Below are 13024 nucleotides of genomic sequence, written 5' to 3' on the forward strand. Positions count from 1 at the left end.
GCGCGCGGAGGCACCAGGCTCGGCTCCGTACTCCTCGACGGTGCCGGTCACTGGGCGGGTCCCGGTGACGCGAGCCGGTCACGACCTGGTACGAGGCATTCCGGCTCGCCACGGGAACGGTGGCTCACGGCTGCGGGTCAGCGCCGGATTTGCACCGGCTTCCCCCCGTACGGGCATGAAGCGACGGGCACACTCTACCCGCGGGTCACCTGGTGCTCCCGAGGGCCCACCCCCGGTCCCGGCTCGGCGGCCGGTGGCGGGTCGTGACGTACCGGGCGGTGCGGCGGGCCGGGTGCGGGGCCGGGTGTGGGCTGTGCGCAGGGCCGGGTCAGACCGCCCGGTACGCCACCGGGGCGCCGCCCGGGGCGGGTTCGGCGAGGCCGCGCCTCACCAGGTGCCGCAGATGGGCCTCGGCCTCGGCGACGGCGATGTTGCGGGAGCCGTACGGGATGTCGACCCAGGGGCGGTTCCACTCCATGCGCTCGGCGAGCTGCCAGGGGGTGAGCGGCGCGGCGGCGAGGAGGGCGAGCAGGGCGGTCAGGCGGGCCTCGTGGTGGGCGAGGAGCTCCCGGACGCGGGCGGCGGCGCCGGGGAAGGCGTGCTGGTGGGCGGGGAGCACCTCGGCGACCCCGAGGCGGCCGATCCGCTCCAGGGAGTCGAGGTAGTCGCCGAGGGGGTCCCCCCTGCCCGAGCGAGGTCGGGAGCTCGCGGGTGGGTCGCTGCCCTCCCCCTCGTCGTCGGGGTCCTCGTACAGGCCGATGTGCGGGGTGATGCCGGGCAGCAGGTGGTCACCGGAGAACAGCCGCCCGTGGCCGGGCCGCCCGGCCGGGTGCTCCTCCTCCAGGTGCAGGCAGACATGGCCGGGGGTGTGGCCGGGCGTCCAGACCGCGCGCAGTCGGCGGCCCGGCAGGTCGAGGAGCTCGCCCGGGACGATGTCGCGGTCGGGCAGTGCGGGCCGCGTCCAGGGCAGCGGGTCGGTGCGGTCGGCCGCGCGCGGGGGTTCCCCCTGCTTGGGCGCGGCCGAGGGTCCGGGGGATGTGCGGAGCGGGGCTGTGTGGGAGTCCGGCGCGCCCGCGGCGGCCAGTTTCTCGGCCAGGTAGCCGAGCCAGGCGCCCGCCGGTGCGGACCGGGTGCGGCGTACGACGGCGGTGTCGGCCGGGTGGAGGGCGATCCACGCGCCGGACGCCTCGCGGACGCGGCCGCACAGGCCGTGGTGGTCGGGGTGGTGGTGTGTGACGACGACGCCGTGGACGTCCGCGACGGAGGTGCCGAGCGCGGTGAGTCCCGCGGTGAGGGCGTCCCAGGAGGCGGGGTCGTCCCAGCCGGTGTCGACGAGGACGGGGCCGCGGTCGGTGTCGACGACGTGGACGAGGGTGTGGCCGAGTGGATTGTCCGGGATGGGGACGGCGACGCTCCACACGCCTCCGCCGTGGTCGGTCGTCATGAGCGCTCATCTCCCCCGGGAGGTACTGCGGTTCACGGCCATTGCCCACTATAACTAGAACTGGTATCAGTTCTGATAAGGCGTCAGAAACTGTGGGGACTCGGAGGCGGCGGCCATGGCCGGACTGGTGGAGCACGGCACCCTGTTCGTCGGAGGGAGGTTCGCCGAACCCGTCGGCGACGAGGTCATCGAGGTGGTCTCGCCGCACTCCGAGGAGGTCGTCGGCCGAGTGCCGCACGCCTCCCGCGCGGACGTCGACCGCGCCGTCGCCGCCGCGCGCCGCGCCTTCGACGAGGGGCCGTGGCCGCGGCTGCCGCTGGACGAGCGGATCGCGGTCGTCACCCGGATCAAGGACGGCGTCGCTGCCCGGTACGAGGAGATCGCCCGCTCCATCAGCGCGCAGAACGGCTCCCCGTACTCCTTCAGCGTCATGGGCCAGGCGCTCGCCTCGACCCTGGTGTGGGAGGCGGCGATCACCGTCGCCCGTGACTTCCCGTACGAGACCCGGCGCACCGGCATCCTCGGCCCGATCCTCGTGCGCCGGGAACCGGTCGGCGTGGCCGCGGCGATCGTGCCGTGGAACGTCCCGCAGTTCACCGCCGCCGCGAAGCTCGCGCCCGCGCTGCTCGCCGGATGCACGGCCGTGCTGAAGCCGGCGCCGGAGACCCCGCTCGACGCGTACATCCTCGCGGAGATCGTCCAGGAGGCGGGGCTCCCGGAAGGCGTCCTGTCGATCCTCCCGGCGGGCCGCGAGACCGGCGAGTACCTGGTCGGGCACCCGGGCGTCGACAAGGTGTCGTTCACCGGCTCCGTCGCGGCCGGCAGGCGCGTCATGGAGGTCGCGTCCCGCAACCTCACCCGGGTCACCCTGGAGCTCGGCGGCAAGTCGGCCGCCGTGCTGCTGCCCGACGCGGACCTGGAGGCGGCGGTCGCCGGGATCGTGCCGAACGCCTGGATGAACAACGGCCAGGCGTGCGTGGCCCAGACCCGCGTCCTCGTACCCCGCTCGCGGTACGACGAGACGGCCGAGGCGTTCACGGCCGCGGCCTCCGCCCTCGTCGTCGGCGACCCGCTGGACCCCGCCACCCAGGTCGGCCCGCTCGTCGCCCACCGCCAGCAGCGGCGCGCCCTCGACTACATCGGTATCGGCCGGAAGGAGGGCGCCGAGCTCCTCACGGGCGGCGGCCGCCCACCGGGCCTGGAGCGCGGCTGGTACGTCGAGCCGACCCTCTTCGGCGGCGTCGACAACGGCATGCGGATCGCCCGCGAGGAGATCTTCGGCCCGGTCGTCTGCCTCCTCCCGTACGGCGACGAGGCCGAGGCGCTGCGCATCGCGAACGACTCGGAGTACGGCCTGAGCGGCAGCGTGTGGACGTCCGACACCGAGCACGGCATCGACTTCGCGCGCCATGTCAGGACCGGCTCGTTCAACGTCAACACGTTCAGTCTGGACATGCTCGGCCCGTTCGGCGGCTACAAGAACTCCGGCCTCGGCCGCGAGTTCGGCCCCGAGGGGTACGGCGAGTACCTGGAGCACAAGACGATCCACCTCCCGGCCGGGCACGGGGTGGAGTGATGGGCGACCGCTGGCACATCGAGGTCGACCGGGCCCTCTGCATCGGCTCCGGCATGTGCGTCCACCACGCGCCCGACGGCTTCGCCCTGGACACCGCCCGCCAGTCCCGGCCCCGGCCCGCCGAGACGGACCCGGACGCCCGTGTCCTGGCGGCGGCGGAGGGCTGCCCCGTGGAGGCGATCACGATCACGCTGCACGGCACCGGCCAAGTCGTCTTCCCGGCCGACTGACGCGGCCGCGTCAGTGCCGCCCGCGTTCAGGGGATGTCGCCGGGGGTTCAGTCGTTCAGTCGATCAGCCGGCAGGCCGTCTCGATGTCGACCCTGACCTGGGCGATCGACGCCCGCCCCGACAGCCAGGTGATCAGTGCCGAGTGCCAGGTGTGCTCGATCACCCGGACGGCGGACAACTGCTCCGGCGTCGGGTGCTCCAGACCCATCGCGTCCAGGATGATCGCCGTGGTCTGCCGCGAGACGGTGTCCACCTCCGCGCTCACGCTCCGGTCGGCGAACGTCAGCGCCCTGACCATCGCGTCCGCCAGCTGCGGCTCCCGCTGCAGGGCGCGGAACGCCCGCATCAGCGTCTCGGCGACCCGCTCCGCCGCCGTCTCCCCGGCCGGGGGCCGTTTGCGCAGCGTCGAGTGGAGGCCGTCCAGCTGGTCCTGCATGGTCGCGACCAGCAGATGGACCTTGGAGGGGAAGTACCGGTACAGCGTGCCCAGCGCGACCTCGGCCGCCTCCGCGACCTCCCGCATCTGGACCGCGTCGAAGCCACCGCGGCTCGCCAGCTGCGCGCTGGCGTGGAGGATACGGCGGCGCCGCGCCTCCTGCCGTTCGGTCAGGGGCGGCGAGCCCGGCCTGCCTTCCACTCTCATAGGTCCCCGTCGTTACGTGCCGTACCTGTGGTGCGCGTCAGTATGGCCGGGCCTCCGCCGTGGCGCGAATCACCTGCTCCGGCCCTTACAGCCGCGCTACCTGCCGGTAGATTCGATGCTCCTCCGCGCGATCAAGAACGATCAACTCTGAAACTTGTTCTAGATTAGCGCGACCGGTTACGCTCCGCCGAAACGCAGGGATGGAAGGGGCCGCGAGTGACCGCTGAGGCCATAGCGACAGGCCCCCGTGCGGGCACGGCAGCCACCGGCGAGCGCCCGCTGCGCATCGCCCTCCTCACGTACAAGGGCAACCCGTTCTGCGGCGGACAGGGCGTCTACGTACGCCACCTCTCCCGCGAACTCGCCCGGCTCGGGCACAGCGTCGAGGTGATCGGCTCCCAGCCGTACCCCGTCCTCGACACGGTCGGCGGTGGGGGCACCTCCCGGACGGAGTCCGGGGGAGTCACGCTCACCGAGCTGCCCAGCCTCGACCTCTACCGGCAGCCCGACCCGTTCCGCACCCCCGGGCGCGGGGAGTACCGCGACTGGGTCGACGCCCTGGAGGTCGCCACCATGTGGACCGGCGGCTTCCCCGAGCCGCTCACCTTCTCCCTGCGCGCCCGCCGTCTCCTCGCGGCCCGCCGGGGCGACTTCGACGTCGTCCACGACAACCAGACCCTCGGCTACGGCCTGCTGGCGCCGCTCGGCGCACCCCTCGTCACCACGATCCACCACCCGATCACCGTCGACCGGCAGCTGGAGCTGGACGCCGCGACGAGCTGGAAGCGCCGCGCCTCCGTGCGCCGCTGGTACGCGTTCACACGCATGCAGAAGCGCGTCGCCCGCCGCCTGCCCTCCGTCGTCACCGTCTCCGGCTCGTCCCGTCAGGAGATCGTCGACCACCTCGGCGTACGCCCCGAGCGCGTCCATGTCGTCCCCATCGGCGCCGACACCGACCTGTGGTCGCCCGGCCCGGCGGTCGCCGAGGTGCCCGGCCGGATCGTGACCACGTCCAGCGCCGACGTCCCCCTCAAGGGCCTCGTGTACCTCATAGAGGCGCTCGCCAAGCTGCGCACCGAGGTCCCCGACGCCCATCTCGTCGTCGTCGGCCGGCGCGCCGAGGACGGCCCCGTCGCCCGCGCCATCGAACGGTACGGGCTCGACGGCGCCGTCCAGTTCGTCAAGGGCATCAGCGACACCGAGCTCGTCGACCTCGTCCGCGGCGCCCAGGTCGCCTGCGTACCGTCCCTGTACGAGGGGTTCTCGCTGCCCGCCGCCGAGGCCATGGCCACCGGCACGCCCCTCGTCGCCACGACGGGCGGCGCCATACCGGAGGTCGCGGGGCCGGACGGCGAGACCTGCCTGGCCGTCCCGCCCGGCGACGCCGGCGCCCTGGCCGTGGCGCTGGGCCGCCTGCTGGGCACCGGGGGCGAGGAACTGCGCGCCCGGCTCGGCGCCGCTGGCCGCGCCCGGGTCCTGGACCGGTTCACCTGGGCCCGCGCCGCCCAGGGCACGGCCGACCGCTACCGCGAGGCCATCGCCGCCCGGGGAGCACGCCGATGACGACCACCCCCCTCGCAACCCCGTCCCTCTCCACGGACCGTGAAAGCAGGCCCCGCACGTGCTGACCGTCGACTTCACCCGCTTCCCGCTCGCCCCCGGCGACCGTGTGCTCGACCTGGGCTGCGGAGCGGGCCGGCACGCCTTCGAGTGCTACCGGCGCGGCGCACAGGTCGTCGCGCTGGACCAGAACGGCGAGGAGATCCGCGAGGTCGCCAAGTGGTTCGCCGCCATGAAGGAGGCGGGGGAGGCCCCGGCCGGCGCCACCGCCACCGCGATGGAGGGCGACGCGCTCAACCTGCCGTTCCCCGACGAGTCGTTCGACGTCGTCATCATCTCCGAGGTGATGGAGCACATCCCCGACGACAAGGGCGTCCTCGCGGAGATGGTGCGGGTCCTGAAGCCCGGCGGCCGGATCGCCGTCACCGTCCCGCGCTACGGCCCCGAGAAGGTCTGCTGGGCCCTCTCCGACGCCTACCACGAGGTCGAGGGCGGCCATATCCGCATCTACAAGGCGGACGAACTCCTCGGCAGGATCCGCCAGGCGGGCCTGAAGCCGTACGGCTCCCACCACGCGCACGCGCTGCACTCCCCGTACTGGTGGCTGAAGTGCGCGTTCGGCGTCGACAACGACAAGGCGCTGCCGGTCCGCGCGTACCACAAGCTGCTGGTCTGGGACATCATGAAGAAGCCCCTGGCCACGCGGGTCGCGGAACGGGCCCTGAATCCCGTCATGGGCAAGAGCTTCGTGGTGTACGCCACCAAGCCGCACCTTCCGGCGGGCGCCGCCAAGTGACGTCGCCGGAGCGCACCGAACACCTCACCCTGCCCGGCGTCCTGACCGCCGAGCAGGCCGCCGAGACCGTCGCCGGCATCCTCGCCGCCCAGCGGGACAGCGGCGCCATCCCCTGGTTCCGCGGCCACCACCTCGACCCGTGGGACCACACCGAGGCCGCCATGGCCCTGGACGTCGCCGGGGAGTACGACGCGGCAGCCCGCGCCTACGCGTGGCTGGCCCGCCACCAGAACGCCGACGGCTCCTGGTACGCCGCCTACCACGACGGAGACGCCGACCGCCCGACGGACCTGAGCCGCGAGACCAACTTCTGCGCGTACATAGCCGTCGGCGTCTGGCACCACTACCTGACGACGGGCGACGACGCGTTCCTGGACCGCATGTGGCCGGTCGTCTACGCGGCGGTCGAGTTCGTCCTCGGTCTCCAGCAGCCCGGCGGGGAGATCGGCTGGAAGCGGGAGCCGGACGGCACCCCGGTGACCGACGCCCTCCTGACGGGCAGCTCCTCCATCCACCAGGCGCTGCGCTGCGCCCTCGCCATCGCCGAGACCCGCGAGGAGCCGCAGCCCGACTGGGAGCTGGCGGCGGGCGCGCTGGCCCACGCCGTCGCCCACCACCCGGAGCGCTTCCTCGACAAGAACCGCTACTCCATGGACTGGTACTACCCGGTTCTCGGCGGTGCCGTCACCGGCGCGGCCGCCAAGGAGCGCGTCGAGAGCCGCTGGGACGACTTCGTGGTCCCCGGCCTGGGCGTGCGGTGCGTCGTCCCCAACCCGTGGGTGACGGGCGGCGAGAGCTGCGAACTCGCCCTGACGCTCTGGGCGATGGGCGAGTCCGACCGGGCGGTGGACATCCTCCGCTCCATCGGCCACCTGCGCGCCGAGGGCGGCATGTACTGGACGGGCTACGTCTTCGAGGGCGACCGCGCGTTCTGGCCCGAGGAGCTCACCACCTGGACGGCGGGCTCGCTGCTGCTGGCGGTCGCCGCGCTGGGCGGCGACGAGGCGACGACGGCGGTGTTCGGCGGGGAGCGGCTGCCGAAGGGCCTGGCACCGGACTGCTGCTGAAGCAGGCCGTGTCCGGCGGCTCACACCCGTCCCGGGGTGCCGGTCCCTGCCTGGCCGTTCAACTCGGCCAGCACGCGCAGCGTGTGCGGGTCCGGCGCGGTGACGAGGAGGTCCGTCACCGGGGTGGCCCGCCACGCCTCCAGCCGTTCGGCGATCCGCTCGCGCGGCCCGACGAGGGAGATCTCGTCGGCGAACGCGTCGGGCACGGCGAGCACGGCGTCACGCCGCCGCCCGGCGAGGAACAGCTCCTGTACGTGCCGGGCGGCCTCCTCGTACCCCATCCGCCCCATGAGCTCGGCATGGAAGTTCCGCGTGGCATGCCCCATGCCCCCGATGTAGAACCCGAGCATCGCCTTGACGGGCAGCAGTCCCTCGGCGACGTCGTCGCACACGCGGGCCCGCACGAGCGGTGCCACGACGAATCCCGGACGTGCGCCGGCCAGCGCCTCCGCGTACGTGCCCGCCCGGAACGGCGACCAGTACAACGGCAGCCAGCCGTCGGCGATCCGGACGGTCTGCGCGACGTTCTTGGGCCCCTCGGCGCCGAGCAGCACGGGGAGGTCGGCGCGGAGCGGGTGGGTGATGGACTTGAGCGCCTTGCCGAGCCCGGTGGCGTCGGGCCCGGCGTACGGGTGCCGGTGGAACCGCCCGTCGACCGCGACGGGCCCCTCGCGGCGGAGCACCTGCCGGACCACGTCGACGTACTCGCGGGTCGCGGCGAGCGGTGACCGGGGGAAGGGGCGCCCGTACCACCCCTCCACCACCTGCGGCCCCGACAGCCCGAGGCCCAGCGCCATCCGGCCGCCCGAGAGGTGGTCCAGCGTCAGCGCGTGCATGGCGGTGGCCGTCGGGGCCCGCGCGGCCATCTGGGCCACGGCGGTGCCCAGGCGGATGCGGGTGGTGTGGGCGGCGATCCAGGCGAGCGGCGTGAAGGCGTCCGACCCCCAGGACTCCGCCGTCCACACGGACCCGTACCCCAGCCGCTCGGCCTCCCGGACAAGCTCCAGGTGCCCGGGGTCGGGCGCCCGACCCCAGTACCCGAGTGCGACCCCGAGCCGCATACGGCACCCTCCTGACGGAACGTCAGCCCGCTGGTTCGGGCCGGACTGTACGCCGACCTCCCGCCGTCCGGAAGGCCGTGGGCCGTCTCCGCGTGAAACAGGCCCACCCGCCCGCCGGGAAGGCGTGGTGGGTGGGCCTGGTGGTGGGGAGGCACGGCCTCCCGGTGGGGTCAGCCGCGCTGGATGCCCGTGGTGTCCTGGAGGACGCCACGGCGGCCGTCCTGGGTCTGGGCCACCAGCGCCGCGCCGCGCTGCTCGACGGCCAGGTACCAGGTACCGGGCGCCAGTTCGGCGATCGGGTTGGGGGAGCCGTCCTCGGCGTACAGCGGGCGGGCCACCGGTACGGCGAACCAGAACGGGGTGAAGTCGCCCGCGGGCGCGCCCTGCTGGGCGGCCGGCGCGGCGGCCTGCTGGTCGGCCTGCGGCTGGGCGTCCGTCGGTCCGGGCTGACCCGGCTGCGTCGCGGCGCCGCCCGGGTAGCCGTAACCGCCCGGCGCGCCCGGCTGCTGGCCGTACGGCTGCGGGGCGCCCGGGTACCCGTACCCGGCACCACCCGTGGCGCCCGGCTGGGCACCGTACGGCTGCGGGGCCTGCGGCCGCGGCGCACCCATCAGCGGCGCCTTCAGCGCACCCACCAGCGGCGAGGCCACGGCGCCCGCGGCCAGCGCGATGGTGGCGAGCAGGCCCAGGATCATGCCGGCGCCCGCGGAGTTCATGTCGATGATGGTCCAGAACGCCGTCCACAGCGCGAAGATGGTGAGGGCCACACCGAACTGACCCAGGTCGAGACCGGCCACCTTGCGCCCCGGCATGGCCCGCGCCACGACGATCAGCACCGCGCCGATGACACCGGCGAGGAACATGCTCATCAGGAGGCCGAGGGTGTCCCAGGCGTTGGCCCGGTCGAAGTTCGAGCAGTCGACCCCGCTGGGGCAGTCGATGCTGCTCAGGCCGAGGAACGAGGCGATGAACAGCACCACCGCTGCTCCGATCACCACGCCATCGCCTCGAGTGAGGGAGCGGATGTTCACGTGAAATGTCCTTCGTCGGTCGTCTCGTCGTCGTCAGGGGTGGCGCGAAGCACGGGGGGCGGCCCCATCGTACGGACGAATGTATCGTCCGCGCCGACCTACCCGAGCAGGTAGGTGCTGATGCCGTCCGCGATTCCGCGAGCCGCCTTCTGCCGCCACGCCGCTTCGGACAGCGACGCGGCGTCCGCAGGGTCACGCATGTTGCCGCATTCGACGAACACCTTGGGCACGGTCGACAGATTGAGCCCCCCGAGATCCTTGCGCACATCCAACCCGGTGCCGCCGCCGAGGTAGTTGGCCGGGGCGGAACCGGTCGCGCGGGCGAACTCGGCCGCGATGCGCTCGCCGAGCGTACGGGACGGGCCGACGATCGGGGCCGTATTCGCCGTACCGGCCTTGACCAGGCCGGGAAGGATCACATGGAAACCGCGGTTGCCGACGGCGGACCCGTCTGCGTGGACGGACACGACGGCGTCGGCGCCCGCCCCACCGCCGGCCTTGTTGCCGATGCGGGCCCGCTCGTCGATGCACGGGCCGAAGGGCCGGTCGGCGTCGTGGGTGAATTCCACGGTCGCGCCCTGCTCCTGGAGCAGGGCGCGGAGGCGGTGGGAGACATCGAGGGTGAACGCGGCTTCGGTGTAGCCGTCGCGGGTGGAGGTGCCGGTGGTGTCGCACTCCTTGCGATTGGTCCCGATGTCCACCTTTTTGTTGATCTCTGTGGCGTGCTGAAAATTCCCCGGATTGTGACCTGGATCGATCACCACGACCTTGCCGGCGAGGGGAGCGGATTCCGCCGCACCAGGGGCCGCACTCGGCGTCGCACCCGCCTCCGCCGCTCCGGGCCCCGCCGTGGCGGACGCACCGGCCACCGCGGAGGCCGTCGCACCGCCGCCGCGCGCTCCGCCGTCCGCCGGCGCTTCGGACGTCGTCCAGGCCACCCATCCGGCGAGCGCAGTGGCCGCGGCCAGGGGCACGGCGGCCAGGAGTACGGCCTTACGGGGGCGGGGGCGGCGCTTGTGAGTGTCGTCGTCGTACACGCGGGCGAGCCTAAGCGGTGTTGGGCGTTCCGGCTCAGATTCCTACGGCCGTTCGGCGGAGTACCCGCAGCGAGTCCGTCACGGACACCTCAGTGAACGCACCCGACTCCAGCGCCCGCACATACACCCGGTACGGGGCCTGGCCGCCGTCCGCCGGGTCGGGGAAGACATCGTGGATGACGAGCAGCCCGCCCTCGGCGACGCGGGGCGCCCAGCCCTCGTAGTCGCCCGTGGCGTGCTCATCGGTGTGGCCGCCGTCGATGAAGACGAGCCCGACGTCCCCCGCCCACACCCGCGCGACCTGCGGCGACCGCCCGACGACGGCGACGACGTGCTCCTCCAGACCGGCGGCGTGCAGGGTGCGCCGGAAGGTGGGCAGCGTGTCCATGAGGCCGACCTCGGGGTCCACGACGGCCGGGTCGTGGTACTCCCAGCCCGGCTGCTGCTCCTCGCTGCCCCGGTGGTGGTCCACCGTGACCGCCACGGTGCCTGCCGCCCGGGCAGCCTCGGCCAGCAGGATCGTGGACCGCCCGCAGTACGTACCCACCTCCAGCAGCGGCAGCCCCAGCCGCCCGGCCTCGACCGCCGCCGCGTACAGCGCGAGGCCCTCGCGCACGGGCATGAACCCCTTCGCAGCCTCGAACGCGGCAAGCGTCTCAGGCGAGGGCTCCGGGGAGAGTTCCGGAAGGAGCTCCGAGGACGGCTCCGGGGTGGGCGAGGCTGCCATGGGTGGGGTCCTCCAGGTCGTACATACGGACGGGTGGCCATCGTGCCGCACACCCCACCCGAGGCGGACGGCGGGCCACGCCGTGACTCCGGCGTGCGCCGTGCTCGGCACCGAACCGCTCCCCGCCTGCACCGCCGCCCAGGCCGGCCGGCTCGGCCGGGCCGCGCCGAAGGTGACGATCGCCGCGTCCGCGGACGCGGCCAGGGACCAGGACCAGGCCAGGACCAGGCCAGGACCAGGACCAGGACTCCGGTCCGAGGCCCCGTACATCGATAACGGGATGTACGGGGCCCGGCCCAGCTGCGACCATGACACGCATGGCCCAGACCCGGACAGACACCGCGCCCGCGCCCGGCTCCGTGCCGCCGTCGCCTCCAGCCCGCCCGTGGACGGTGATCCTCGCGGCGTGTGCGGGGACGTTCCTCGTGGTGCTGGACGTGTCCGTGGTGAACGTCGCCCTGCCGTCGATGCGCGCCGATCTGGGTCTGTCGGCGCACGCGTTGCAGTGGGTGGTGAACGCGTACTCGATCGCGTTCTCCGGGTTCATGCTGCTGGGCGGGCGGGCCGCCGACCTGTTCGGGCGGAAGCGGATGTTCCTGCTGGGCCTGGGGCTCTTCACGGCCGCGTCCGTCGCGGGCGGACTCGCGCAGGAGGGCTGGCAGTTGCTGGCCGCGCGCGCCGTGCAGGGGCTGGGGGCGGCGGTGCTGTCGCCGGCGTCGCTCACCATCGTGACCAGCGCGGTGCCGGAGGGGCCGGCGAGGACGCGGGCCATCAGCACATGGGCGGCGGTCGGCGCGGGCGGCGGCGCGGCCGGCGGGCTCGTGGGCGGTCTCCTGACGGACCTGCTCGACTGGCGCTGGGTGCTGCTGATCAATGTGCCGGTCGGCGTTCTCGCACTGGCCGCCGGGGCCTTGTGGGTACGGGAGGCCCGTACGGGCGCGGGGCGCCGCCCGGACCTGCCGGGCGCGGTCCTCGTCACGGGCGGCCTCGCGGCGTTCGCGTACGGCGTCGTGCAGACCGAGCAGGCCGGCTGGACGGCGCCCCGGACGCTGCTGCCGCTGCTCGGCGGGGTGGCGCTGCTGGCGGCGTTCGTGGCGGTGGAGGCCCGTACGCGCGAACCGCTCATGCCACTGAAGGTGTTCCGGGCGCGGGCGGTGTCGGCGGCGAACGTCGCGCTGTTCGTGATCGGCTCGGCGACGTTCGCATCGTGGTTCTTCATGACGGTGTACGCGCAGAACGTCCTCGGGTACAGCCCGTTGAAGGCGGGGCTCGCCCTCATCCCCAGCTCGGTGAGCGTCGTCGTCGGTTCGAAGCTGGCGCCGCGTCTGGTGCCCCTGTTCGGCGCGCGGAACCTCGCGGTGGGCGGCGCGCTGATCACCGCGACCGGGTTCGGCTGGCAGTCGCTGATGGAGGTGGACGGCATATACGTCACCGCCGTCCTGGGGCCGGGCATCCTGATGATGACGGGCGTCGGACTGGCCCTCACCCCGCTCGCCGCGATGGCCACGTCCGGCGCCGCCCCGGGCGACGCGGGCCTCGTGTCGGGTCTGGTCAACACGTCCCGCACGATGGGCGGCGCGGTCGGCCTCGCGGTCCTGTCGACCGTCGCCGCGTCCGGCGCGGCGGGCGCCACGAGCGCCGAGGCACTGACGGCCGGGTACGCCCTGGCGTTCCGCACCGGCGCGGGCATCCTCCTGGCGGCGGCCGCCCTGATGCTCCTGTGGCTCCCGCGCCCGGCGGCGCCACGGACAACGGCCTGAGCACCCGGCCCGTACCACCCGCAGCGCGCTCGCACCGCGGGTACGAACGGATCGGCCACCACCCCCGGGCACACGCCGGTACGTGAGCGTCG

Annotated in this window: 12 protein-coding genes and 1 riboswitch; of the genes, 6 read left to right on the plus strand and 6 right to left on the minus strand. The window is 73.8% G+C overall.

Annotation, left to right across the window (positions count from 1 at the left end; all coding sequences use genetic code 11):
- Positions 1–94 precede the first annotated feature (94 nt).
- Positions 95–164, minus strand: a riboswitch (cobalamin riboswitch).
- A gap of 164 nt (positions 165–328) precedes the next feature.
- A complete protein-coding gene (locus FVS66_RS24660; RefSeq protein WP_149183375.1) occupies positions 329–1444 on the minus strand; it encodes an MBL fold metallo-hydrolase in 1116 nt (371 codons plus the stop codon).
- A 115-nt stretch (positions 1445–1559) separates the two neighbouring features.
- On the opposite strand from FVS66_RS24660, the gene FVS66_RS24665 reads away from it, so the two are divergent.
- Complete coding sequence (locus tag FVS66_RS24665) at positions 1560–3020, plus strand: aldehyde dehydrogenase (protein WP_149183376.1); 1461 nt, start codon at positions 1560–1562, stop codon at positions 3018–3020.
- Positions 3020–3250 carry a ferredoxin gene (locus FVS66_RS24670; protein WP_149183377.1) on the plus strand — a complete coding sequence of 77 codons (231 nt, stop codon included), beginning with the start codon at positions 3020–3022 and terminating at the stop codon, positions 3248–3250. Before FVS66_RS24665 ends, FVS66_RS24670 begins: the two co-directional genes overlap by 1 nt.
- Before the next feature lie 55 nt (positions 3251–3305).
- Here the strand turns inward: FVS66_RS24670 and FVS66_RS24675 are convergent, their stop codons facing one another.
- Complete coding sequence (locus FVS66_RS24675) at positions 3306–3893, minus strand: TetR family transcriptional regulator (RefSeq protein WP_149183378.1); 588 nt, start codon at positions 3891–3893, stop codon at positions 3306–3308.
- Positions 3894–4109: 216 nt separating this feature from the next.
- Here FVS66_RS24675 and FVS66_RS24680 point away from each other — a divergent pair, with 216 nt between their 5' ends.
- From FVS66_RS24680 to FVS66_RS24690, 3 genes are read left to right on the plus strand one after another with little or no spacing between them, the layout of a single operon-like run.
- Positions 4110–5456, plus strand: a complete 1347-nt coding sequence (locus FVS66_RS24680) for a glycosyltransferase family 4 protein (RefSeq protein ID WP_149183379.1) — start codon at positions 4110–4112, stop codon at positions 5454–5456.
- A gap of 58 nt (positions 5457–5514) precedes the next feature.
- Complete coding sequence (locus FVS66_RS24685; RefSeq protein WP_149183380.1) at positions 5515–6249, plus strand: class I SAM-dependent methyltransferase; 735 nt, start codon at positions 5515–5517, stop codon at positions 6247–6249.
- A complete protein-coding gene (locus FVS66_RS24690) occupies positions 6246–7316 on the plus strand; it encodes a prenyltransferase (protein ID WP_149183381.1) in 1071 nt (356 codons plus the stop codon). Before FVS66_RS24685 ends, FVS66_RS24690 begins: the two co-directional genes overlap by 4 nt.
- A gap of 20 nt (positions 7317–7336) precedes the next feature.
- Here FVS66_RS24690 and FVS66_RS24695 read toward each other — a convergent pair whose 3' ends face one another.
- The 4 genes from FVS66_RS24695 to FVS66_RS24710 all read right to left on the minus strand — a co-directional run bounded on the left by FVS66_RS24695 (position 7337) and on the right by FVS66_RS24710 (position 11172).
- On the minus strand, positions 7337–8377 hold the full coding sequence (locus tag FVS66_RS24695; protein WP_149183382.1) for an LLM class F420-dependent oxidoreductase: 1041 nt from the start codon (positions 8375–8377) through the stop codon (positions 7337–7339).
- 170 nt (positions 8378–8547) lie between these two features.
- Positions 8548–9408 carry a hypothetical protein gene (locus FVS66_RS24700; protein WP_149183383.1) on the minus strand — a complete coding sequence of 287 codons (861 nt, stop codon included), beginning with the start codon at positions 9406–9408 and terminating at the stop codon, positions 8548–8550.
- A 98-nt stretch (positions 9409–9506) separates the two neighbouring features.
- Positions 9507–10445 carry an N-acetylmuramoyl-L-alanine amidase gene (locus FVS66_RS24705; protein ID WP_149183384.1) on the minus strand — a complete coding sequence of 313 codons (939 nt, stop codon included), beginning with the start codon at positions 10443–10445 and terminating at the stop codon, positions 9507–9509.
- Positions 10446–10479: 34 nt separating this feature from the next.
- Positions 10480–11172: a class I SAM-dependent methyltransferase gene (locus FVS66_RS24710; RefSeq protein ID WP_149183385.1), complete on the minus strand. Its 693-nt coding sequence runs from the start codon at positions 11170–11172 to the stop codon at positions 10480–10482.
- A gap of 308 nt (positions 11173–11480) precedes the next feature.
- On the opposite strand from FVS66_RS24710, the gene FVS66_RS24715 reads away from it, so the two are divergent.
- Positions 11481–12932: an MFS transporter gene (locus FVS66_RS24715; RefSeq protein ID WP_149183386.1), complete on the plus strand. Its 1452-nt coding sequence runs from the start codon at positions 11481–11483 to the stop codon at positions 12930–12932.
- The last annotated feature ends 92 nt before the right edge of the window (positions 12933–13024 follow it).

The sequence above is a fragment of the Streptomyces sp. TRM49041 genome, from assembly GCF_008271805.1.
Lineage (GTDB): Bacteria > Actinomycetota > Actinomycetes > Streptomycetales > Streptomycetaceae > Streptomyces.

Coding starts and splice junctions, on each gene's coding strand:
- FVS66_RS24715 (WP_149183386.1), top strand. CDS start 11,481: ATGACACGCATGGCCCAGACCCGGACAGACACCGCGCCCGCGCCCGGC.
- FVS66_RS24675 (WP_149183378.1), bottom strand. CDS start 3,893: ATGAGAGTGGAAGGCAGGCCGGGCTCGCCGCCCCTGACCGAACGGCAG.
- FVS66_RS24660 (WP_149183375.1), bottom strand. CDS start 1,444: ATGACGACCGACCACGGCGGAGGCGTGTGGAGCGTCGCCGTCCCCATC.
- FVS66_RS24695 (WP_149183382.1), bottom strand. CDS start 8,377: ATGCGGCTCGGGGTCGCACTCGGGTACTGGGGTCGGGCGCCCGACCCC.
- FVS66_RS24710 (WP_149183385.1), bottom strand. CDS start 11,172: ATGGCAGCCTCGCCCACCCCGGAGCCGTCCTCGGAGCTCCTTCCGGAA.
- FVS66_RS24670 (WP_149183377.1), top strand. CDS start 3,020: ATGGGCGACCGCTGGCACATCGAGGTCGACCGGGCCCTCTGCATCGGC.
- FVS66_RS24665 (WP_149183376.1), top strand. CDS start 1,560: ATGGCCGGACTGGTGGAGCACGGCACCCTGTTCGTCGGAGGGAGGTTC.